This window comes from Glycomyces rhizosphaerae (assembly GCF_042647865.1).
GTDB classification, from domain to species: domain Bacteria; phylum Actinomycetota; class Actinomycetes; order Mycobacteriales; family Micromonosporaceae; genus Glycomyces; species Glycomyces rhizosphaerae.
In genome coordinates this window covers 2699-27196 of record NZ_JBHRWO010000003.1, presented here as the reverse complement: position 1 = coordinate 27196, position 24498 = coordinate 2699, and the positions used below count along the sequence as shown (strand labels likewise).

Genomic DNA, 24498 nt, shown 5'->3' with positions numbered 1-24498 from the left:
CCAAAACGACGCACACCAACGGCAAGCCCACACGCTCGCGGCTTGACAAACATAAGGGAACCTCTGGCCGACCGGCTGACCTGACGGTTCCGAGCACCGCGGCCCGATCGATTCGATTCGGGCTGGGTGTCTCGCCCCTGGGTGCTATCGGGTTCTGCAGCTGTCCGCTCTCAAGTTCGCTTGATCGGGTTGGGCGGGATGCGGCCCGGTCGGGATCACCCTGACCGGGCGGCGCGTGTCCTGAACGAGGCACACCATGTCCAAGCGATGCAACGCCGACCATAGCGGGAGTCCGGACATACCAGGCGATGCGGTGAACGCAGCGGCAAGGACCGTCCAACAGGGGGCGGCGACCGTGTGCACACCGAACGCCGACCATCGCGCCGACAGGCCACCGGCAGGAGCCTGCACCAGCGCGCGATCGAAGACCCCGAGCAGGGGGCAGGAAGCCACCGGAAGGAAACAAGGAAGGAGGGGAAGCTCCCGGGCAGGGGGCAGGATCGGCAAGGGCCGCAACACCGCGCCACACCGCAAAGCACTGCACCGCACTGCGATCCAGGCGAGCGCAGCGCAGTCGGCGGAGGGTCGGGGAAGTCTCGGCCGGAACGCCACAGTCGGAGTGCCTTGATGGTCTCGCTGGACCGAAGGTACCCCGCGGCGGGGGCGAAGCGGAAGCCTCGGAAGGGGGGCACATCCCGGTGGCCGCGGCCCAGGCCGCAGTACGGCAGGAGCGTGCCCGCGAGCGGCGCACAGGCGCTGACGGGCTGACAGGCTGACAGGCTGACAGGAGCGCAGCGAAGGAGGTGAACCGCGATGACGCGACCAAGCACGGCACTGACAAGCCCGTGTGCGCCGAGCAGGACCGATGCAGCGGGCCCGATGGCGGCTGCGGCGACGACTGCCAGCACCGCCGCCGCGATACCCGCCGTTCTCACCGCGATGCCCGTCGGCCTCGGCCCCGGTCTCGGTCTCGGTCTCGGTCTCGGTCTCGCACCGACCGCACCGGTGCGCTGGGGCTCTGCCAGACCGCCCTGGCGGCACTCCGCCCGGACCGGCCCGGCCGCTGCGGCACCCAGGACTCGCCCGGCTCCGGCAGCCCGCGCCGAGCATCCGTGCACGCCAGTCCGTCGCTGATCGGTGTTGCCGCAATCGGAACCGGCTCAAGTCCGGCGGCGTGTCCCGCACCGTCCGCCCACACCACTCCGTCGCTGAGCGGTTGAAGCCGAACCGAGAACTGGCCCGGCCGAGCGGGCTCGCTTCAGCGGGTCTCCGCCAGCGCATATCACGCACCTCCCCAGTTCACTCGGGGCGTCGCCAGCCCGACCGTCCCAAGGGCTGTCCCGGAATCTTGGCCCCATGGGCGACTCGGCGTGACTTGGTAAGGTTCTCCACATTTGCATGGCCTGGACCAGTCGAGGGTCTCTCAGCTCATAAGGGGGCCGGACGATGCGGTTCGCATGTCGAAACTTCGGGCAGTCGGATCTGCCGCGGCGAGGCGTGGCCCCGCAGGATGCTCCCTTGGAAGCGTTTCTCCTCGACATCGAGGCAGAACTCTCCATATGCGAGCAGGCTCAGGTGGTGTGGACCGAACAGGGGTTTCCGATAGTCGAGCTGGCGTACCACTTGGCGCTCTGGCTGCAGAGGCCGGCGGCTGGCCATGAGGACTTCGAGCTCGACTCGATGCAGGCGGAAGAGGGATTGATCCGCATCGTGCATTCCGAGGACGGCTGGCGGGTCGGCTCCACACTCACGCCGGACTTCTGGACCTTGCCAGTTACCTGGGAGGACCTGGTGACCGCGATCAAGCACTTCGACCGCTCCGTGCGCGAAGGGGTCGCCGCGATGGGTATCGCACCCACCTTCATCCCCGAGCTCTGACAGCGTCCCAGCCCCGTCTCCGATGGGCGATGATCTTGATTGTGGCTGGTGTGATCACGGCGTCAGAGCCGTCCTGAACAGCCCCGTTCACCGGGCTGAGTCCGCATGCCTTCGGCAGGTTGGTATCTCAACTGCGCGGCGAGGGCGCCGACGCCCCTCGACGGGGTCGACTGTGGAAGGTGCCGCTGGAGGACCGAGTGCTGTTGGTGGCCGCATACTGACGGACCTTCGTCCAGTGCCGAGCCATCTCGACCACCCGGAAGATCATCTACGGGACGGCCCTTAGGCGCGTTGGAGATTGAAGCGCTGGTTGGCGCCGCCCGTCGCGTTCCACTGCGAGATGCGCGCACCGTCTTCTGTGGACTGGGCCCAGACGTCCATGGTGAGGCCGGAGGCGCGGTTGACGAGGCTGACGGTGCCGCCGCCGTGGTCGGTGAGCGTCCACTGCTGGCTCGCCGCACCAGTGTCGGGTTGCTGGGTGATGTCGGCCCCGGTCGCGTTGGAGGCGACCTGGAGCACCAGGTTCGAGTGGCGGGCGCGGATCTTGTAGTAGCCGCCGGCGGCGATGAACTCGAACTGCTGGTTGGGGCCGCTGTTGGCCGTCCACTGGATGAGCGCGGCCCCGGCAGAGGTCGAGGCGCCGTTGATGTCCGCGGCCTTGCCGGAGTGCTGCGCCACCAGTCGGTAGAACGCGCCGGGCTCCACCGGTCCGCCGCTGGGGGCGGTCTCGACCGGCCGCCGGGACAGCGCCATCGCCTGGCCCGCGTCCGGGAGCGGCTTCAGCCGGTACGTGTAGCGGTAGTCCCGGTTCGGGAACAGCTTGTACTGGTCGTGCGTCTGCGCGCCCCAGCTGTTGTCGCCGCCGACGCCCATCTGCCGGTGGTTGAGCCGCAGGACGACCTCGCCGCGGCGCGTCAGCTGGTAGTCGTGGCGGGTGCTGCCCGAGAGGTCTTCGGGCGTGAAGTGGGACGCGTTGACCTCCAGCAGCGGTTCGCCGGCCGCGAGCAGGCCGCGCCCGCTGCCGTCGGTCAGGGCGACCCACCGCACGTCGGTCTTGTTCCCGTTCTCCTGGGGCCGGATGTACCCGGTCCATTGTTCGCTCACTGTGGAGGAGTAGACGCCGACGTCGGTGCCGCTGTTGCGGTCCCAGTGGTTCTCCTGCGGGCCGCGCCCGTAGTAGCGCAGCTGCTCGAGCGCGCCGGGCAGGAGCAGGATCGTCCCGACCTCGGGGATGTAGGGCAGAGACCCGGAACCGGGGTGCAGCGTGTTGTCCACTTTGATCTCACCGTTGCCGTAGACGGTGTAGACCGTGGTGTAGGTCGACTGGGTGCTGGTCGGCAGGGTGCCGCTGACGGTGATCCGCGCGGAGCGGTCCGACGGGCGTTGGAGGCCGACAGAGGTCACGGTCCGGTTCGCGCCCGCGCCGCGCCAGGTGCCGTTTCGGCTCGGGTGGCCGTTGCCGCGGTCGTTGTCGGTGGGGGCGCGCCAGAAGTTCGGGACCGGGCCGGAGTTGATGAGCCGCATGCCCATCGCGTCGAACGCGGTGATGAGGCCGGTGGACTTGGCGATCGTGACGCTGAAGCCGCTGCCGCTGACGGTGACGGCGCTGGAGGTCTCCGTCGCCGTCAAGGCCGGGACCTCCGGGAGCGGGACCGGTTCGACTGGAGGGCTGTCGAAGTCGACCGGGAGCTGCTGCTCGGCCACGGTGAACCCGGCGTCGGCCCATGGGGCCGCGGTCTTGTGTTTGAACGCCAAACGGAGGAAGTGCTCCTGGCCCGGCGCGGGTGCGGACGGACGCTGGATCGGCACCTGGATCGTCTTCGCCGTGAGCGGGGCGATGTCGAGCTGCTGCGCGGTGAGGGTCCCGCTCTGGACCGCCTCGCCGTCGGCGAGGAGCGACCAGGCGCCTTCGAACTCGTTCACGTTGGTGAACAGGTACTCGTTGGTGATCCGGACGGAGCCGGTGGCGATGTCGGTGCCGGGCACGACGTTGACCGCCTGGTAGACCCGTTTGACTTCGGCGGCCTTGCCCGCCGTCTTGCGTTCGGCGGAGACGATGCCGTTGGCGCAGAAGTTGCCGTCGTTGGGGCTGTCGCCCCAGTCGCCGCCGTAGGCGAGGTAGGTCGCGCCGCCGCCGAGGGGGATCGGCCAGCGCAGGCTCTGGTCGGCGAAGTCCCAGATGAACCCGCCCTGAAGCACCGGGTACTGGCGGATGATGTCCCAGTACTCCTTGAAGTTCCCGTTCGAGTTGCCCATGCCGTGGGAGTACTCGATGAGGATGTACGGGCGGCGGTCGTTGGTGTCGAGGGCGCGGTCGCGGATGCCTCCTGGGCTGTTGTACATCTGGGAGCGGATGTCGCTGACCTCGGGCCGGTTGTCGCCTTCGTACTGGATGACCCGGGTCGGGTCGGCGGCGCGGATCCAATTGCGCATCTCCACGAAGTTCGAGCCGCCGCCCGCTTCGTTGCCGAGGGACCAGATGACGACGGAGGGGTGGTTCTTGTCGCGGTGGAGCATCTGGGCGGCCCGGTCGATGACGGGGGCCGTCCACGCGGGTTTGGAGTCGGGGTAGTCGCCGAGCACGCCGTGGGTCTCGAGGTTGGCCTCGTCGCAGACGTAGAGCCCGTACTCGTCGGCGAGGTCGTACCAGTCGGGGTGGTTCGGGTAGTGGGAGGTGCGGACGGCGTTGACGTTGAGCCGCTTCATGAGTGCGATGTCGCGGACCATGTCCTCGCGGGTGAGCGCCTGCCCGTGGTCGGGGTCCATCTCGTGCCGGTTGACGCCGCGCAGCGAGACCGGTCTGCCGTTGATCCGCATGAGGCCGTCGGCGATGGCGAACTCGCGGAAGCCGATCCTGGTCGAGACGGTCTGCACGACCGCGCCTGACGGGTCGCGCAGTTGCAGGACCGCGGTGTAGAGGTCGGGGCGCTCGGCGGACCAGAGGCGCGGGGTCAGGACGGCTTTCGAGGTCTTGGCGGTCGCGTCCTGCCCGGGTTGGACCGCGCCGATGTCGACCGTGGTGCGGAGCGGTTCGGCCCACACGGGCAGCCGGTCGCGGTCGTAGAGCCGGGTCTCGACGGTGTACGTGCCGGTCCGGGCGGGGCCGCTGTTGCGCACCGCGACGGCGACGGCGAGGTCGGCGTTGGTGTAGCCGTCGCGCAGCGGGGTGTCGATCTTGAAGTCGCGCAGGTGGACGGCGGGGAGCGAGTAGAGGAAGACGGGCCGGAAGACGCCGGAGAGCCGGATCATGTCCTGGTCTTCCATCCAGTCGCCGTCGGGGAACCGGTAGACCTCGACGGCGATGAGGTTGGCGCCGGAGACGACATGGTCGGTGATGTCGAATTCGGACGGTGTGAAGGAGCCTTCGCGGTAGCCGACCTTGGTGCCGTTGACCCACAGGTAGAAACCGGACTTGACGCCTTCGAAGTGGAGGTGGACGCGGCGGCCCTGCCACGAGGACGGCAGTTGGAAGGTGCGGCGGTACTGGCCCACCGGGTTGAACCGGGTCGGGGCGAACGGGGGCTGGGCGTTCTCGTTCTGGCCGTTGGCGCCCCACCACGGATAGGTGACGTTGGTGTAGATCGGGAAGTCGTAGCCTTCGAGCTGCCAGTTGGACGGCACCGGCATCGTGTCCCAGTCGCTGTCGTCGCGGTCGGTCCGGTAGAAGCCGGTGTCGCGGTCGGAGGGGCGGACGGCATGCTGGAACCGCCAGTCGCCGTTGAGGTCGAGCCGGTAGGGCGAGGTGGTGCGGTCGGCGTCGAGGGCCTGCTGGAGGTCGGCGTACGGCATGAACGTGGCGTGCGGCGGCTGCGCGCCGACCGCGAAGATCCCGATGTTGTTGTTCCACTCGGGGTAGCCGTTGGGCGGGTCGGTCCACGCCGCCGTCACGGCTTCCGATGCGGCTGTTTCTGTTGCGGCTGCGGCGGATGCGGCCACCACAGGGATGGCAGCGCTCCCAACCGCGGCGAGGCCGCCCCCGAGGACGGTTCGGCGGCGCACCCTCGGGCGGTGCTCAGGCTGATCGGACATGGCGGTCTCCTAAGGGGGTCAGGCGGGCTGAAGCTGCAGCCGTTGGTTGGCGTTGCCGGTGTGGTTCCATTGCGAGAAGCGGGCGCCGTTCTCGGTCGCGGCGCCCCACACGTCCATGGCCAGGCCGGAGGCGCGGTTGACGAGGCTGACGATGCCGCCGCCGTGGTCGGTGATCGACCATTGCTGGCTCGCCGCACCGGTGTCGGGCTGCTGGGTGATGTCGGCACCGGTCGAGTTGCCGGCGACCTGGAGTACGAGGTTCGAGTGGCGGGCCTTGATCTTGTGGTAGCCGCCGGTCGCGACGAACTCGAACTGCTGGTTCGCGCCGGTGCCGACCGTCCACTGGATCAACGACGCACCGGCCGAAGTGGACGCGCTGCTGATGTCGGCGGCCTTGCCCGAATGCTGGGCGACGAGTCGGTAGAACACCCCCGGCTGCACCGGGCCCGAACTGCGCGAAGTGATCCGGTACCGGTGTCCGGCGCGGGCGTCGAACGCGATCAGGTCGCTCTCGGGCCTGCTCGGGACGACCGGTACGCCGCCGGTCTCGTCGACGAGGTCGAAGTCGCCGGTGAACGCGCGGCTTCTGATCTTGACCGCGCCGTCGCGGTCGGCCGCGACGGTGGCCTCCTTGAGGCTTCCAGCGCTCCAGGTCGCGCCGACGGTATAGCCGCCGCGCCCGCGCAGGCCCGCGTAACCGCCGGCCGGCCAAGCGGACGGGACCGCGGGCAGCAGGTGCAGCTCGCCGTTGTGGCTCTGCAGCAGCATCTCGGCGATACCCGAGGTCGCCCCGAAGTTGCCGTCGATCTGGAACGGCGGATGCAGGTCGAACATGTTGGGCGCCAGCCGCTCCGGCGTCACGAGCAGCCGGATCAGGTCGTGCGCCCGGGTGCCCTCCTCCATGCGCGCCCAGTAGTTGATCTTCCACGCCAGCGACCAGCCGGTGCCGGCGTCGCCGCGGAGTTCGAGGGTCCGGCGGGCGGCCGCGAACAGCTGCGGCGTGCCGCGCTTGGTGATCTGGTTGCTCGGATGCAGACCGTACAGGTGCGAGATGTGGCGGTGCTGCGGGTCGGTCTCGACCCAGTCGTACAGGTACTCCATGATGTTGCCGCGCGAGCCGACCCGCATGGGGGCGAGCCGGTCTCGTGCGGCCAGGACCTCGGCGCGGAAGTCGGCGTCGACACCGAGGACTTCCGACGCGCTGGCGCAGCCGTTGAACAGGTCCCGCAGGATCTGGTTGTCCATGGTGGGCCCTGCGCACACCGTCGCGTCGTTGTGGTGCAGCATCTCTGGCGAGTTCGACGGGTTCGTCACGAGCCAATGGAGGTTCGGCTCCTCCACCAGGGTCTCCAGGAAGAACCGCGCCGCGCCTTTCATCGCCGGGTAATTCGCCTCGAGGAAACCCGCGTCGCCGGTGAACCGGTAGTGGTCCCAGATCATGGTCGCCAGCCACGCGCCGCCGGTCTGCCACATGCCCCACCGGGCGTCGTCGACCACTGAGGACCCGCGCCAGCCGTCGGTGTTGTGGTGGGCGACCCAGCCTCCGGCCCCGTACTGGACTTCGGCGGTGCGGGCGCCGGTCACCGTGAGGTCGTCGATCATGTCGAACACCGGCTCGAAGCACTCGGGCAGGTTCGTCGTGTCGGCCGGCCAGTAGTTCATCGGCAGATTCGCGTTGAGCGTGTACTTCGACTCCCACGACGGGGTCATCGAGTCGTTCCAGATCCCCTGCAGGTTCGCCGGTTGACTCCCGGGCCGCGAGGACGAGATGAGCAGGTAGCGGCCGTACTGGAACAGCAGCGCCGAGAACTGGGGGTCGCCGACCGAGCCGTGCCGCGCGATGCGGTCGTCGGTCGGAAGATCGGCGGCCGACGTCCGGCCGAGGTCGATCGTGGTGCGCCCGAACAACTCCTGGTAGTCCGCGGCGTGCCGGGACCGGAGGGTGTCATAGGCGCTGCCGGTCGCGGCGTTGAGTCGCGCCCAGGCGATGCCCTGGTAGTCGCCGCTCACATCTTGGTAGTCGACATAGCTGGTGCCGATGGAGATCAGGAGCGTCACACTGTCGGCATCGGACACTTGCAGGTTGCCGCCGGAGCTGGCGGCGCTCCCGCCCTGGACGACCGCCCTCGCGAGCGCGAGGAACCGCACCGAACCTGGGATGCCGCGGTGGTCACCGGACCTGCCGTCCAGGGCGATCGTGCGGCCGTCGGGACTTGAGGACGTGGCACGCTGCGGCGTCTTGAACGAGGCGGAGAAGGAGACGCGGCCCGCCGTGCCCGCCGTGAGACGGACGGCGATCACCTGATCAGGGAAGCTGGCGATCACCTCCCGCCGGTATTGGACGCCGTTCGCGGTGTAGGCGACACCCGCGGCGGCGGTGGTGAGGTCGAGCCACCGCTCATATCCCGACGCGCCGCTGACGCCAGGGAAGGTCAGATTGATTTCGCCGACGGGCTGGTAGGCGAGTTGGCCCGCGGGACTGCCGAGCATGGCCTGGTTGATGAGGTTCTGGGCCTGGCCCCATTGGTTCGCGAACACCAGCTGCCGGATCTGCTGCAGCGCGTTCGCTCCGGCCGTATTGCTGTAGTCGTGAGGACCGCCCGCCCAGAGCGTGTCCTCATTGAGCTGCAGCCGCTCGGTCGTGTAATTGCCGAACACCATCGCGCCGAGCCGACCGTTGCCCACCGGCAGCGCGCGCAGCCAATCCGTTCCGGCCGGCTCGTCGTACCACAGCGCCAGGTCACCCGCGGCCCGCACCGCCGCTGGAGCCGCCGAGGCGGCCTGCGGGCCAGTCCACTGCAGCGGCAAGGCAAGCGCCCCCGCTCCGTACTTGATGAGACGTCGCCGGGGCAGTTCTGCCATGTCGTTCCTCCGAGTAGGTGGCCCAACCCCCTAATATCGAAATCAGTCTATATACATCAGATGTATGACGTCAAGAAACATCAGATGAATGATCACCTATCCGATGAAACGCCCGCCCAGCGCGAGAACATCGGCACGCCTGCCCCAACGACCGCCACGGCGTCTACACACAGATCATCGAGGCGGGAGGGGCCAGGCGGATTGACCGTTGAGTTTGTCAACGCATGAAATCAAACGTGGCAGTGGCACGACCTTCGCCACCTGACTCTGCCCGGGGAGGATGAACACGCTTCCCCTCGGTTCACCTGCAGCACATGGCGTACCCGCCTTCTGGGGGTTTCGTGGCACATGAGGGGGTATGGACTTTGGGTTTGTTACATGATCTAATTAATCGATATTCGTAGATCTACGAATGTTTCGATGACTGAGGTCGAGTTCCTCGAGAAAGGCGTGTCCTTCATGCGACGCAGATCGCTTCTCACCGCTGCACTGGCCGCACCGCTGGCCACCGCCGGCGCCGTCGGCGCCCTCCAATCCCCCGCCCAAGCCGCCGCCTGGTACACCGAAGACGACTGGGGCAAGTGGACCGACGGTGCGTTCACGGTGAACAACCACGTCTGGGGCAGCGGCGCCGGCGCCCAGTCCATCTGGGCGAACTCCTACTCGAACTGGGGCGTCTGGGCCGACCACCCCAACACCGGCGGCGTCAAGTCCTACCCGCACGTCAGCTACCAACTCGGGCGCGACGTGTGGAACATGGGCAACGTCTCCAGCAACCACAACGTCACCGTGCCCTCGGGCTCGAACCTCGCCTACTGCACCACCTACGACGTGTGGGGCAACGGCCACGACTACGAGATCATGATCTGGACCCAGTGGCACGGCGCCGTCGGCCCGATCGGCTCGTACGTCACCGATGTCAACCTCGGCAGCCGCTCCTGGGCGTACTACCAGGGCAGCAACGGGTCGAACGCCGTGCACAGCTTCCTGGCGCGCAACCACACCACCGACTCGTGGGTGGACATCACCGCGCACGCCCAGTGGCTGGTGGCCAACGGCCGCATGCCGCGGGTCAGCATCGACGAGATCGCGTTCGGTTTCGAGATCACCTCGTCCACCGGAGGCCGCAACTTCAACTGCAACAGCTACTCGCTGTGGACGTAGCGGGCGATCCGACCGCCAGGCCCGGTTGCCTGCCGCTCCAGGGTTGAACTGGTGCGAAAGCGAGGCGAGCGCTCACGATCGTGAGCGCTCGCCTCGCTTTCGCGCTGGCGCGCTGAAAACAGGAAAACGATATCTATGTCTTGATTACGGCTTGAGCCATCGCTAGCATCGAGTTACAGATAACGATATCTCAATTCTCCAGCACGCGGCAATCCTGCCCCCCGGCCCGCGCCGGATCATGGAAGGAACCCCCTGCAGTGAACCCATTCAGACATAGTGGACGATTGCGGCCGACGGTCGCGGCAGCCGTGCTGTCGGTCCTGGCGAGCATGGCGGTGGTCGCATCGCCGGTGCGGGCCGCCGAGGACGACGGGCTGATCACCGACAACGTGGTCGCCATCAACGAGACCGTGAGCGACGCCGGGTTCGTCCACCCCGGCATCGGCCTCTCCGCCGACGACCTGCGGACGACCCAGGAGATGGTCCGCTCCGGACAGGAGCCATGGGCGTCCTACTTCGACGCGATGACCAAGACCGGCTTCGCGTCCACGACGTTCCGGGCGTCCAATGCCCTGTCCGCGGCCGAGCCCGACAAGGCCCGGACCAGGATCTTCGACAACGCCGGGATGCGCGGCCGGGAGACCAACGACTCCTTCGGCGCGCTCACCCAGTCCCTCATGTGGGTCACCACCGGCGACGAGGTCTACCGCAAGAACGCGATCCAGGCTCTGCGCGTCTGGGCCGACATGGACCCGAACGGCTACACGTACTTCCCCGACGCGCACATCCACACCGGACACCCGCTCTACCAGTTCCTCATGGCCGCCGAGATCATCCGCGCGACCGAACCGGTCGACGACGACACCCCCGGCGAGCACGACGGCTACGACGTGGTCTGGAGCGGTGAAGACGACGAGCGGCTGCTGGGGAACTTCGCCAACCCCGTCCTGGAGACGTTCCTGGCCTCCAACAAACACTGGATGAACCAGCACAACTTCGGCCTGTTCGGACGGATCGCGACCGCGATCTACTCGGACGACGCCGCGGGCTACGCCACGGGCGTGGAGTGGTTCACCGTCAACGAGGGCGACACCGCCTACGACAACGGCTCGATGGCCGAGCAGATGCCGCTCATCGAGGCCGACGATCCGATCAACCCGTATGGATACGACTTCGTGCAGGTCCGCGAGATGGGCCGCGACCAGGCCCACGGCGAGTGCAACATCGACAACTTCGCCGGCCTGGCGCGGATGCTGGAAGTGCAGGGCACCAAGGTCGACCCGGCCGACGGGACCGTCTCGACCGCCGGCGACGCCGTCTCCGCCTACGACTTCCTGGACCAGCGGCTGCTGCAGGGGGCCGAGCAGTTCTACAAGTACATGCAGGGCGGCTGGATGCCGTGGGTCGACGAGCGTGGCGAGGACTGGTTCGGCACCGTCTCGCAGTCGTACCGGGGCCGCATCTTCAACACGATCTCGGTCGCGGAGCTGTACTACGAGTACAAGATCGAGCGCGGCGTCGACGTGGAGGCCGAGGCGCCGTGGCTGGCCCGCCTGGCGTCCCGCATGGACGGCCCCATGTACACCCGCGGCTCCTCGACGGCGAACTTCTGGGGCTCGGGCGACAAGAACCCCGAGTACTGGGTCGCGTTCCCCGAAGAGCTGGCCGGGACCGAGCCGCCGCCGCTGCGCGAGGACCCCGCCTGGCGGTTCGACAAGGCCGGGCTCCTGCTCGACGACCGGACTGAGCTCGTCACCGAGGACGGCGCGACGTTCGCGCGCGCGAGCCTCAGCGAGGAGGGCACCACCAGTGCCATGTCCCGCTTGGAGTTCCCGCAGGGAGCCGTGTTCGGCCTGAAGTACCGCAGCGACGGCCCGGCGCACCTCGAAGTGCTCCACAATCCCGAGCCCTCGGGGCTCAACCCCCATGAGGCGCCCAAGAGCACGCTGGCGGTGAGAGACCTCCCCGACACCGGGGGCGAGTGGCGCTACGTCGCGTACTCCATGACCGGCAATCCGATCAACTACTTCCGGCTCACCGGTTCCGAAGGAACCACTGTGGACATGGACAGGGTGATCACGACCGGGGCGAAGGACCTGACGCCGCCGCAGTTCCCGCAGGCCGACGGCACCCTCTACCTCGCCGCGAACATGGATCGGACGCTCGATGTCAAGGCGGTCGACACCGGCGGGAACGTGGCGTACTCGGTCGAGGGCGTGCCTGAAGGCGCCTCGTTCGACACCGCGACCGGCGACCTCACCTGGACGCCCGGCGACGCCGACCGCGGCCGCCACGAGGTGCAGATCATCGCCGACGACGGCCAGACCGTCGCGACCCGCACGTTCGAACTCGTCGTCGCCGCCAACCGGCCCAAGGTGATCGACACCGTCCTCGAAGACCTCTACGACCCGGACGCCGTGTACACCAGCGCCAGCCGCGAGCACTTCGAGTCGGTCCTGCGCGAGGCCAAGGAGGCCTCCGAATCGGGCACGGACGAGGAATTCCTGGCGGCGGTCGAGGCGTTGAGGGAGGCGATAGCGGCGCTCGAACTGCTCAACCCGCGCTTGGAGGACGGCGGGCTCGACCTCTCCAGCAGCATGGTCACCACTCATGACGTCACCGCCGCGCAGGTGGACACCATCACCGGTCCCGGCCACACCGGGAACATCCTGCACACCTCGTTCGTGCTCGACTTCGGCACCCGCTTCCGGGTCGCGGCCGAGGAGTTCGCGTTCCAGGGCCCGTACGCGTTCGCGATGCGCTCGGCCGGGACCAACGTGTACGGCTCGAACGACGGGATCGAGTGGGACCTCTTGTCTACGCGACCCACGGCCGAGGTCAACAGCTGGGAGCGCATCCCGGTCGTCGAGGAGCACCGCGGGGAGCAGTACCGGTTCCTCAAGTTGCAGGTCGACGAGCCCGCGCTGCCGAACGACCCGGCCTACCCGGGCATCTGGATCGTCGACGAGTTCCACATCATGGGCGAGCGCACCGAACTGCCGGGCGCGATCGACGAGGTGTCCTTCACCTCCCCTGGCGCGCTGCGGGAGCGGGTGACCGCGGGCGACACCGCCGAACTCGAGTTCACCAGTGACGAGGCGATCAGCGACGTCGCGGTCGAGATCGGCGGCCACCAGGTCGAAGCGGTCAGCGAGGACGGCCTGTCCTGGAGGGCCGCTCTCGGACTCGGCGAGGACGAGCCGGTCGGCGACGTGCCGTTCAGCATCGACTACACCGCCGGCGGCGAGGCCGCGCCGAGCGTGCTCGGGACGACCGACTTCAGCCGACTGTACTTCTCCGATGACCGCAATATCATCGCCCCGGCGACGTTCGCCGAGGTCGTGGACGACAACGGCGCACCCGACGCCACGAGGGAGGCGCAGGCCGCGCTCATGCTCGACGGCAAGGTGAACAGCATCGGCGCGCTGAGCGGGACCACCGGCGAGTACCACGTGACCTGGGACTTCGGGGAGGGCCGCGGGCTTTCGCTCGACCGCGTCGACTTCCTGATCAACCAGGACACCAGGTTCCCGGGCCTCATCGACACCATGGTCTTCCAGGGCTCCAACGACCTCGAGCACTGGACGACCCTGACGGAACCGGCGTTCCGCGGCTACGACTGGCAGAACCTGGAGTCCGGCGACGAGACGCCGTACCGGTACCTGCGGCTGCGCAACCGGTACGCCGTCTCGGTCTCAGAGTTCAGGCTCTTCGGCGACATCAGCGGCGACCTCGACACCGTGCTGGAGCAGGCCGACGCCGTGAACCTGGAGGAGTACACGCGCGGGTCGCGGATCCTCTTCCCGCGGGAAGTAGCGGCGGTCCGGCAGGCCCGCGAGGAGCCCGGGGCCGAGGAGGAAGCGCTCGCGCGGCGGCTCATCGACGCCTGGAACCTCTTGGACCCCTTGGTGACCGAGGCCCCGGCAACGATCGACCGGAGCTGGGTCACCGCGAGCACCGTGAGCTGGGACGGCACGCTCAACGCGGCCGACAACGGCTGGCGCATGTTCGACGGGGACCCCGGCACCTGGACCGACACCACCACGAAGTCGTGCACGAACACCGTGCTCCCGACCGACGGGACCGAGTTCGAGGTGGTCGGCATCAGGTACTTCCCGAAGGACGCGTCCGTGAACCGCGCGACCAACATGTCCATCGACGGCTCCAGCGACGGCGGCGCCACCTGGACCGCGTTCGCGAACACCGGGACCCCGGTGCGCGGCTGGAACACCGTCGCGCTGGCCGAGCCGGTCAGTTACGGGGCGCTGCGCCTCAGCGGCGGCAACGGCTACTGCAACGTGGCCGAACTCGAGTTCCTGGTCAAGGTCGTCGACAAGACCGGGATCGACGTACTGCTGGCCGACGCGGCGGCGCTGAACGAGGCCGACTGGACGGCCGACTCCTGGGCGGCGCTCGTCTCAGCACGCGACGCCGCCCAGGCCGCGAAGGACGACAAGGGCGCCACGCAGGAGGAGGTGGACACCGCGGCCTCGGTCCTCGCCGACGCGATCGCCGGACTGACGAAGGCTTAGCCGCTCAAGGGCTGAGCCGCCCAAGAGAAATGGCCGCCGGGCCGGAGCTGCTGCTCCGGCCCGGCGGTTCTCGTTGTGTCAGGAGGTGAACGGTGCCGCTATGAGACCGTTCCGGTCACCGTCGTGCCGGTCCTGGTGACCGTGTAGGCGATGGTGTCGCTCCCCCACCAGTGGAAGGTCAGGGTGGCGGGCTCGCCTTCCTTGAGGGTTTCGAGGAACGCGGTGTTGAGGATGATGGTGCCCGCTTCGTAGTCGTAGATGAAGCTGTGCCCGAACTCCTGGTACGGGGTCCAGGAGGCGGGGCCGGCGTTGGTGCCGTCGGCGTACTCGGCCTCCATCGTGGCGAGGTTGTCGCCCTTGAACTCGGTCGGGATGGTGAACGCGGTCGTCGTCCCGGTCGAGTCCGAGAGCACGGGCCGGTCGTTGGTCTTGATGTAGATCCGCCACGGCGATCCGTCCGAGAAGCGGGCCTCGACGATCGCGTTGACGCCGTACGCGCGGTCGCCCGCGAGGCGGGTGAGCGCGGCGGCGGTCAGGGTGAGCGTGTCGCCCGAGACCGCGTAGTCGGCGCCCTCCTTCAGCTTCTTGTCCTCGTGCCACAGGCCTTCGAACTCGAGGCCGTTGCGGTTCAACGTCAGCGACTCGTCGGCGATCGTCCCGGCCTTCTCGAGGTAGATGCGGTCGAACGAGGCGGTGCCCGAACGGGACGTGACCTCCGACTGGAGGCGCTCGGCGATGTACGGGTCGCGCCATTCGAGGGTCTCGCGGTTGAGGAACTGGCCGGCGTCCCACAGCATGGTCGTCAGTTCGTTCTCGCGAGCCTGGTGCTGCAGGTCCTCGAAGAACTTCAGCATCTCGCCCTGCTCGATCCGCTCAGGCGCCCAGTGGGAGTAGTTGAACACCGCCCACTCGCCCACGATCACCGGGATGCCGTTCGCCACCAGGGTGTCGTGCGCCCGCTGGAAGTAGCCCGCGAGGTCCTGCTGGACCTGCTCGTTGTACGTGGTGAAACCGGCGATGTTCACGGTGAACGGCCAGAACCCGTAGTAGTGGATCGTCGCGGCGACCATGTCGTCGTCGAGGCCCTCGATCATGGTCTTCAGCGGATCGAGGCGCGACTGCTCGGCGTTGGTGTTCAGCGTCGGCAGGACCAGAAGCCGATCGGCGTTGTTCCCGCCCGAGGCCCGGACGATGTCGTAGAAGACGCGGTTGAGCTCCTCGTTGTAAGGCTCGCCCGCGTCGCCTTCCTTGCCCACGAACTGGGGTTCGTTGTTGCTCTCGAACGACAGCGCGGGCGGGTAGTCCTTGAAGCGGGCCGCGATCTGCGTCCACATCGCCTCGAACTTCGCCATGACGTTGTCGTGGTCGTTCGGCAGCTCGTCGAGCCACATCCACGAGTCGTGGTGGAGGTTCAGCATGACCTGGAGGTCGTTCTCCAAGGCCCAGTCCACGACCTGGGCGACGCGCTCCATCCGTTCGGGGGCGATCGTGTAGTCCGGGGCGGGGCCGGTGAACTCGTCCCACGTGACGGGCAGGCGGATCGAGTTGTAGCCTTCGGCCCTGATCGTCTGGAGCAGCTCCTCGGTGATCAGCGGGTTGCCCCAGTTGGTCTCGCCGCCGAGGGCGTCGAGGGTGTTGCCGACGTTCCAGCCCGGCTGCATGGCAGCGACCTGCGCTTCGGCGTCGGCCCAGCCGGTGGGCGGCTCACCGACGGTGCCGTCGCAGAGGCGGCCGTTGAGGCGGAACTCGGCCGGGTCGGTGTTGGCCCCGCTCCAGGAGCCGGTGAACCCGAACGAGGTCGAGCCGCCGGTCGCGATCGTCTTGTTGTGGCCCAGGCTCTCGAACTTGGCCGCGTCGGCTTTGCTCTTGTCCTTGGCGCTCCAGAGCTTCGTGACGCGCTGGCCGTCGGGCCAGGCCCATTCGAGTGTCCATCCGTCGATGGGCTCGCCGAGGTTGGTGATCGCCACATTGGCGTTGAAGCCGCCCGACCATTGGCCGGTGACCTGGTAATCGACCTCGCAGCCTTGGGCCGCTTGGGCCCCTACGGCATTGAAGAGGCCGGCGGTGAGCGCCGCGACCGTGGCGGCGGCGATCACGCCGAGCCGCAGTCGTCGACGAACGGGGGTTGGACTCATCTCAAGACTCCTGTCAGGAGAGTGGAATTTCATGAAGGGTGTGAGGGGTACGGGTGTGTCGAGGGCCGGAGGGCCGGGACGAAACCCCGGCCCTCCGGCCGTTCTCGTGCTTGCGGGCTTAAGAAGCCGTTCCGGTCATGGTCGAGCCGTTCTTGACGACCGTGTAGTCGACCGACTCGCCGCCCCAGAAGTGGTAGGTGATCGTGACGGGTTCGTTGTCCCTGATCTTCTCCACGAACTTGTCCGGGACCAGGATCGAGCCGCCGTTGTAGTCCGGCAGCCAGCTCACGTTGGACTCCTGGAACGCGGTCCAGTCGGCGGGACCGGCGTTGGAGCCGTCGGCGTAGTGGGCCTCCATCTGCTCGATGCGGTCGCCGTTGAACTGCGTCGGGATGACGAGCGAGTTCGTCCCGGTCGCGTCCGAGAGCACGGGCTGGTCGAAGGTGATGATGTTGATGCGCCACGGGACGCCCGCGGAGAAGCGGGCCTCGATGGTGGCGTTGGTGCCGTAGGCCCGGTCGCCCGCGAGGCGGGTGAGGGTCGCGGCCTTGAAGGTCAACGTGTCACCCGAGAGCGTGTAGTCGGTGCCCTCGACGAGCCGCGTGTTCCCGTCCCACAGGCCCTCGAACTCGAGGCCGTTGAGGTCCAGCGTCTGCGACACGTCGCCGATGGTGCCGGCCTTCTCGAGGTAGATCCGGTCGAACGAGGTCGCACCCGAGCGGGTCGTCCAGCTGGAGGAGATCCGGTCGAAGAGGTACTGGTCGTGCCACTCCAGGGTGTTGCGGTTGAGGAACTGGATCGCGTCCCAGATCATCGTCGTGAAATGGTACTCACGGGCCTGGAACTGCAGGTCCTCGAAGAACTTCAGCATCTCCCCGTACTCGACCACCTCGGGGCCGGTCACGCCGTAGTTCAGGATCGCCCACTCGCCCACGATGACCGGGATGCCGTTCGCCACGAAGGTGTCGTGCGTCCGCTGGAAGGCGCCCGCGAGGTCCGCCTGGGACTGCTCCTCGTAGGTCGGGAACCCGGCGACGTTCACCGAGAACGGCCAGAACCCGTAGTAGTGGATCGTCGCGGCGACCATGTCGTCGTTGAGACTGTCGATCATGGCCTTGACCGGGTCCAGGCGCTCCTGCGCGGCGTTGGTGTTCAGCGTCGGCAGCACCAGGAGGCGGTCGGCGTTGTTCCCGCCCGAGGCGCGGACGATGTCGTAGAAGGCGCGGTTGAGCTCCTCGTTGTACGGGTCGCCCAGCTCGTCCTTGTGGTCCTCACCGAACTGCGGTTCGTTGTTGCTCTCGAACGACAGCCCGTCAGGGTAGTCCTTGAAGCGCTCGGCGATCTGCGTCCACATGGCCTCGAACTTGGCCAGGACGTTGTCGTGGTCGGTGGGCAGGTCGTCGAGCCACATCCACGAGTCGTGGTGGAGGTTGATCATGACCTGGAGGTCGTTCTCCAGGGCCCAGTCCACGACCTGGGCGACGCGCTCCATGCGCTCGGGGGCGATCGTGTAGTCCGGACCCGGGCCGGTGAACTCGTCCCAGGTGACGGGCAGGCGGATCGAGTTGTAGCCCTCGGCCTTGTAGGTCTGGAGCAGTTCCTCGGTGATCATCGGGTTGCCCCAAGCGGTCTCGCCGCCCAGCGCGTCGAGCGTGTTGCCGATGTTCGTGCTCGGCTCCATGTCCGCGACCTGGTCCATGGCGTTGTCCCACTCTTGCGGGCCGCCGGTGGGGGTCTCGGTGGGCTCGCCGACGGTGCCGTCGCAGAGGCGGCCGTTGAGGCGGAACTCGGTCGGGTCGGTGTTCTCACCGGACCAGGAGCCGTTGAAGCCGAACGAGGTCGTGGCGCCGGTTGCGATCTTCTTGTTGTAGCCCAGGCTCTCGGCCTTGGCGGTGTCGCCCGAGCCGGTGTGCTTCGCGTTCCACATGCTCGTGACGCGCTGGCCGTCGGGCCAGGTCCACTCGAGGCTCCAGCCGTCGACCGGCTCTCCGAGGTTGGTGACCTGCACGTCGGCGATGAAGCCGCCCGGCCACTCGCTGGAGACGTCGTAGGCGACCTGGCAGCCTTGGGCCGCTTGGGCGCTGACCGCGCCGACGAGGCCGGCGGCAAGGGCGGCGGCAAGGGCGGCGACGGCAGCGGTGGCTATGGCGCCGAGGCGCAGCCGCCGTCTAGGCGCAGTGGTTGGACTCATCTCGACGAGACTCCTTGTCAGGGGGTGGGGTTCACGAAAAGGACCGGGGCTCGGATATATCGAGGCATGCAAATTCCTGCCTGCTACGAAGCACGGTACGCGGACACGAATCACTTTGTCAATCCATGAAACCAAGCAAGCGGTCTCGATGGAGTGTCAAATGACTATGAAACCGACACACAAGGCCTAGTCCGGCACCGTCGCCGTCCGGTTCGCGCCCAAGGTTTTCCGCGACATCCACCAGCTGGCGGCACTTGGTTTCCCATATTGACAAAGCTCGTGGTCGGGCCGATGCGATCAGGCTTGGCGCGTGATCTCGAGGACGATCGCCTCTCCGGGTGCGAGGAGCGGCAGCTGTATTCCCACATCGGCGATGACCGCGCCGGGGAGGCGCAGCTCCCCGTGCTCCAGCCAAGGCGGAGGCACCTCGTCGAGGCCGCTCGGCACTGACAGCTCGAGCACGGGCGCGACCCGGTACCGGCCGTCGGGGTCGAGGCCCGGCACGCGGAGCGCGGTGGCGAGCGCGCGGTTCCCGGTGGCGTGCCTGGCGACGCGCACTACGGCGTGGCCGCGGTCGTCGCTGACGACAGCGGTCGCGGTCGTCCCGTCGTCGCCGGTGCCGGGATGGCTGAGCGTTCCGGTGTGGAGCAGGCCGCGGAGGCGGCGGTAGGAGGCGATGCCGTGGCGCAGCCGGTTGAGTTCGGCCGGCGTGCAGGAGGTGATGTCCCATTCGATGCCCGCGGAGCCGAACAGCGAGGTCGCGATCCGGAAGTCCAGGCTCGCCGCGCGGTGGGTGGTGTGGGCGGTCGGCGGGCCGATGTGCGATCCGATGAGTTCGAGGGGCAGCAGCAGCTCCGTCCACCGCTGGATCGCCAGCCGCTCCAGGGGATCGTTGGTGTCGGAGGCCCACACCCGGTCGGTGCGGTCGAGGATGCCGAGGTCGACGCGGGCGCCGCCGGAGGCGCAGGATTCGATCTCCAGCGACGGGTGGCGGGCCCGGAGCCGTTCCAGGAGCCGGTACACGGCCTCGGTGTGCCGGTGGACGTTCGCCCGTCCATCATGGACGGCCTCGATGAGGTCGCGGTTCTGGTCCCACTTGATGTAGTCGAGCTCGTATTCGCTGACGAGCGCGGAAATCGAGCCGAGGAGGTGGTCGAACGCCTCAGGGCGGGTCAGGTCGATCGCGTACTGGCCGCGCCACGCTCGCGTCGACGGGGGCTGGAGCAGCCATTCGGGGTGCTCGCGCGCGAGATCGGAGTCGGGGTTGACCATCTCGGGCTCGAACCACAGGCCGAACTGCATGCCGAGGGAGCGGACGGTGCGCACGATCGGGTGCAGGCCCTGGGGCCAGACCTCGGGGTCGACCGTCCAGTCGCCGAGACCGGCGCCGTCGTCGCGCCTGCCGAGGAACCAGCCGTCGTCGAGCACGAACCGCTCGACGCCGACGCCGGCGGCAGTGCGCGCCAGCGTCTCCAGCCGTGCGAGGTCGTGCTTGAAGTAGACGGCCTCCCAGGTGTTCAGGACGACCGGGCGGGGCTCGCGCGGGTGTGAGTGCCGGGCCCGCAGCGAGCGGTGGAAGCGGTCGCCGAGGCCGTCGAGACCCCGGTCGCTCCAGACGAACACGGCGTCGGGGGTGCGGAAGGACTCGCCCGGAGCGAGGTCGATCTCGCCGGGCCGCAGCAGTGGCCCCGCACCGAGGACGGTCCGCGCCTCGGGGAGGGCGTCGTGGCGGTAGACGACGTCGCCGCTCCATGCGAGGTGCACCGCCCACAGTTCACCTGCGGCGGTGTCGAAGCCGGCGGTGCCCAGGACGTGGACGAACGGGGAGTCGTGGCCGGTGCGGCCGCGCCGCGTCTCCCGCACGCGGCTGCCCTGTGCGAGGGGGCCGCGCTGGGGGACGCGCTCGCGGGTCCAGCGGCCGGTGAAGTCGAGGACCTCCGCGGCGCGGTCGTCGACGGGCATCACGGCCTCGAGCGCCGCGAGTGACAGGGGCTCGTCTCCCGTGTTGGTCAGTTCGTGCGCGATGCGCAGCACTCCGGCGTCGTCCAGGCGCAGTTCACTGCGGAGGAGGAGACCGGGGGCCTCGGCCCGGACGTGCAGGGTCCCGGTGTCGATGTCGGTCTCGAATCCGGCATCGGCGACGGTCCACCGGGGGTACTGGGCCCGGCCCGCGCGGTGCGCGGCGAAACCGGGGCGCCCCTCCCATCCGTCGTGCTCACCCGGCACCAGGGTGAGGGGCCACGGAGCGTCGAGCGCGCTGGGCGAAACCGAGCGCATGCGGGCCTGACGCAGTTGTTCGAAGTCCCCGTGGCTGAGGTCGCCGAGGTCGCGGCCCCAGTGCAGCACTTCGGGGAGTCCTTGCTCGGGCAGGTGCACGACCACGGATACGCCTCCGGACCAGAGCATCCGGGTCTTCCCGCCCTCGTCAGGGCCGTCGAGGACACTCGCGGCGGCCTCGCTCGGCACCGGGTCGGGCTGCCGGAAGTGGGGAGCTTCGACGACGGCTCGCGGTTCGGTCATGCGGACTCCTCGATGGACGGGTGCGGGGCCGTCCAAGTATCGACAAGCCGCATGAGTTTGTCAATATCTGAAACTAACTATTGGCCACGGCTCAGAATCGGAGGAAGTCGCGGATCGCGAGCACGGCCCCGGCCCGGGCCCACTCGGCGAACTCGAACGGCTGGATGTCGAGGGTGATCGGCGCCCCGTCGGGGTGGCGGTTGATCGCGATCGCGGCGTCGAGTTCGTCGCGCGCCAGTTCGGTCACCGCGATGCCGTCGCCGGTGATGATGATCTTCTCGGGGTCCATGGTGTTCGCGAGCGCCGCCGTCAGGACGCCGAGTGCGTGCCCGGCGTCGCGGAACGCCTGCCTGGCAGCGGGGTCGCCGCTTCGCGCGAGGTCGCGGACGCTCGCGTAGTCCAGGCCCGGGGTCCGCAGCGCGCCGACGATCGCCGCGTTCGAGAGGTACGAGGCCAGGCAGCCGCGGTGGCCGCGCTCGCACCGCGGACCGCTCGGGTCGATCGGCAGGTGCTCGAGGCTGCCGGCCCTGCCGTTGGCACCCGTCACGACCTTCCCGTCCACGACGATGCCGACCCCGATCCCGGTACCGACGGTGATGAGCACCATGGACTCGTATCCCGCGCCGATGCCGAACCAGTGCTCGGCCGCCGTCAAGGCGCGCACGTCGTTCTCCGCGGCGGCGCGCACGCCCAGCCGCTCGCTCACGAGGTCGGCCAGCGGGACCTCCCGCCAGCCGAGGAACGGCGATTCCAGCACGATCTGGCGCCCGCCCACGGACGCCACGTCCCCGGCGAGGCCGATCCCCACTGCGGCGATGTCGGGAAACTCGCCGGTGAAGCGCGCGTAGGCGCCGCCGATCTGCGCGACGACGTCCTCCACGCTCTGCGACACCAGCGGCTCGTCGTGCTCGGCGAGCGCCTGTGCGGCGAGGTCCGTGACGACGGCGAAAAGCCTGTCGCTGGTCAACTTGACGCCGAGGAACCGCCTGCCTCCGGGGCGGATGTGGATGACCTCGCTGGGCCGGCCGGTGGTCCCGCGCAGCTCGACGGCGCCTTCGGCGACCAGGCCCTGCTCCATGAGCGTGCGCGTGACCCGGGTGAGGCTCGCGCGCGACATGCCGAGCTCCCGGGCTATCTCCGCGCGGGACTTCGGCCCGTGGATCAACAGCTCCCGCAGGGTGCTGCGCTCCAGGCCGCTGAGCGGGGCCGCGGTCGGGCTCCCCTCCGGTGTCTGCTCCATTGCGATCTCCTCGGTTTGTTCAAAGACAACGGTATCCAAGCGGCTTTCATCAGATCTATGCCCCCGAATGTCGGCTTCGCAGCCGTATGCCGCCCGACTACGGGCAACAAGTTCGTTTCATTGGTTGACAAAGTCGAGCGCGTATGCGTACCGTACATCGCACCAGGCCAGGCATCCACATACCTCGATACACCTGACCTGCGCATACCCATCCCTTCGCGACAACGAGGTTCAGCGACATGACCACTCCCTCAGACCGGGCGCCCTTCAAGCGCCGCTCCCTGTTCAAGGCCGCAGGACTCGGGGCCGCGGGGGCCGCGGGCCTCCCGGTCATCGCCGCCTGCTCCGACATCGAATCCAACGGCGGCACCACGCAGACCACCGAAGGCTTCGACTTCCTGCCCACCCACGAGGAATGGCCGCTGCCGGTCGAGCCCGACCTGGTCGGCGAACCCCCGAACCACCCCTCCGCCTTCACGTCCTACCCCGAGCCGGTCCAGGCCATCACCGACCTGCCCTCCGGCAGCGGCACCTACGAGCTCACCGTGCCGTGCTGGGGCCCCGCCCCCGCGAAGGACGACCCGTACTTCGCTGCCGTGTACGAGGCCTGGGGCGGCACGAAGCTCGAACTCCGCCAAGGCGACGGCATGACCTACGGCGACACGGCGGTGCAGTGGGTCAAGGCCGACGAGTACGGCGACGGCATCCAGCTGTTCAACTACATGACCGGCTCCTTCAGCAGCTTCCAGGAGACGGTGGTCAACAGCTTCTACGACCTCACCGAGATCGTGCAGGGCGACATCTCCGAGCGCTGGCCGCTGCTCGCCGCGATCCCCTCGGCCGCATGGGGCCAGGCGGTGTGGTCGAAGGACCCCGACGACCCCGAGACCGCGGGCATCTACGCCATCCCCATGAACTACAGCGGCGGCCAGGGCAACGGCATCCTCGCCCGCACCGACCTCATGGAGGCCGCCGGGATCGCGATGCCGACCACGGTCGAGGAGCTCCTGGAAGCCTGCCGCACCTGGTCGGACGACGCGGCCGGCAAGTGGGCGTTCGCCGGGCTCGACTGGTTCATCGGGCAGTGGTTCGGCCTGGGCGGCACCGACGGCTGGAACTGGGACCCCGAGCAGAAGAAGATGATCAACAACATCGAGCGGCCCGAGTTCACCGAGCTCATGGAGTTCCGCCGCACCCTGTGGGACGAGAAGCTGATCCACCCCGACGCACCCACCGGGACCCTCGACGCCGCCGCGATGCAGGAGGCCGGGCAGGTCCTGTTCACCCAGGACAACCTCGTCCGCTGGAACGACTACAACCTCAAGGTCAAGAAGGGCGAGGCCGAAGGCAGCGTCGCCCCGCTCCCGCCGCTGGCCGCCAAGGGCCGCACGCCCACCGTCGCGATGGCCGCCGGCATCGGCGGGTGGACCTTCCTCAACAAGAACCTCTCCAAAGAGCAGGTCGAGGAGATCCTGGACATCGCGAACTGGTGCGCGTCCCCTTACGGCACCAAGGAGTACGAGATCCTCAACTACGGCGTCGAAGGCGAGCACTTCGACATCGGCGCCGACGGCACCCCCGTCTTCACCACGCTCGGCAGCGAGATCGTCCAAGGCCCGGTGCACTACAAGGCGTTGTGCTGCCAGGTCGAAACGTTCCTCACCGGCGACCCCGACATGGTCAAGGCCCGGTTCGACTACGACGCCTCGATCCAGGACTACGCCATGGAGAACCCGTTCGAGGGTGTGCGGATCGAAGCCCCCGCCGAAGCCAAGGCCGCCGGCTCGACCCTCTGGGACCAGCAGCAGGACATCGCCTACGGACGCGCCGAGCTCTCGTCGATCCCCGAGATGGTCGAGACGTACATGACGAACGGCGGCGAGGCCGCCCGCCAGTACTACACCGACGCGTACAAGGCCGTTCACGGCGAATAGCGCCTTCCGGCCG

Annotated in this window: 10 protein-coding genes and 1 pseudogene; 5 read left to right on the top strand and 6 right to left on the bottom strand. The window is 68.3% G+C overall.

The features are described from left to right. Positions 1-1518: 1518 nt before the first annotated feature. Positions 1519-1878, top strand: coding sequence for a DUF7878 domain-containing protein (locus ACFO8M_RS00715; RefSeq protein WP_387969134.1), 360 nt, complete (start codon positions 1519-1521; stop codon positions 1876-1878). A gap of 95 nt (positions 1879-1973) precedes the next feature. Next, a pseudogene (locus ACFO8M_RS00710) lies at positions 1974-2096 on the top strand (IS5/IS1182 family transposase); the annotation flags it as partial. 64 nt (positions 2097-2160) lie between these two features. On the opposite strand, the gene ACFO8M_RS00705 reads toward ACFO8M_RS00710, so the two are convergent. Both ACFO8M_RS00705 and ACFO8M_RS00700 read right to left on the bottom strand, forming a co-directional pair. Beyond that, complete coding sequence (locus tag ACFO8M_RS00705; RefSeq protein WP_387969131.1) at positions 2161-5907, bottom strand: glycoside hydrolase family 2 TIM barrel-domain containing protein; 3747 nt, start codon at positions 5905-5907, stop codon at positions 2161-2163. Positions 5908-5925: 18 nt separating this feature from the next. Next, positions 5926-8769, bottom strand: coding sequence for a glycosyl hydrolase family 95 catalytic domain-containing protein (locus ACFO8M_RS00700; RefSeq protein ID WP_387969128.1), 2844 nt, complete (start codon positions 8767-8769; stop codon positions 5926-5928). 459 nt (positions 8770-9228) lie between these two features. Here ACFO8M_RS00700 and ACFO8M_RS00695 point away from each other — a divergent pair, with 459 nt between their 5' ends. Together ACFO8M_RS00695 and ACFO8M_RS00690 are read left to right on the top strand one after the other, a co-directional pair. After that, on the top strand, positions 9229-9933 hold the full coding sequence (locus ACFO8M_RS00695; RefSeq protein ID WP_387969126.1) for a GH12 family glycosyl hydrolase domain-containing protein: 705 nt from the start codon (positions 9229-9231) through the stop codon (positions 9931-9933). A gap of 284 nt (positions 9934-10217) precedes the next feature. Beyond that, entirely contained in the window at positions 10218-14465 is a 4248-nt protein-coding gene (locus ACFO8M_RS00690) for a putative Ig domain-containing protein (RefSeq protein WP_387969123.1), read from the top strand. A 98-nt stretch (positions 14466-14563) separates the two neighbouring features. Here ACFO8M_RS00690 and ACFO8M_RS00685 read toward each other — a convergent pair whose 3' ends face one another. From ACFO8M_RS00685 to ACFO8M_RS00670, 4 genes are all read right to left on the bottom strand, one after another. After that, complete coding sequence (locus tag ACFO8M_RS00685; RefSeq protein WP_387969120.1) at positions 14564-16600, bottom strand: cellulase family glycosylhydrolase; 2037 nt, start codon at positions 16598-16600, stop codon at positions 14564-14566. A 118-nt stretch (positions 16601-16718) separates the two neighbouring features. Continuing rightward, on the bottom strand, positions 16719-18791 hold the full coding sequence (locus ACFO8M_RS00680) for a cellulase family glycosylhydrolase (protein ID WP_387969117.1): 2073 nt from the start codon (positions 18789-18791) through the stop codon (positions 16719-16721). Positions 18792-19088: 297 nt separating this feature from the next. Further along, entirely contained in the window at positions 19089-21311 is a 2223-nt protein-coding gene (locus ACFO8M_RS00675) for an alpha-galactosidase (RefSeq protein WP_387969114.1), read from the bottom strand. 91 nt (positions 21312-21402) lie between these two features. Next, positions 21403-22551 carry an ROK family protein gene (locus ACFO8M_RS00670; RefSeq protein WP_387969112.1) on the bottom strand — a complete coding sequence of 383 codons (1149 nt, stop codon included), beginning with the start codon at positions 22549-22551 and terminating at the stop codon, positions 21403-21405. A gap of 239 nt (positions 22552-22790) precedes the next feature. On the opposite strand from ACFO8M_RS00670, the gene ACFO8M_RS00665 reads away from it, so the two are divergent. Beyond that, positions 22791-24485 carry a hypothetical protein gene (locus ACFO8M_RS00665; RefSeq protein WP_387969110.1) on the top strand — a complete coding sequence of 565 codons (1695 nt, stop codon included), beginning with the start codon at positions 22791-22793 and terminating at the stop codon, positions 24483-24485. The last annotated feature ends 13 nt before the right edge of the window (positions 24486-24498 follow it).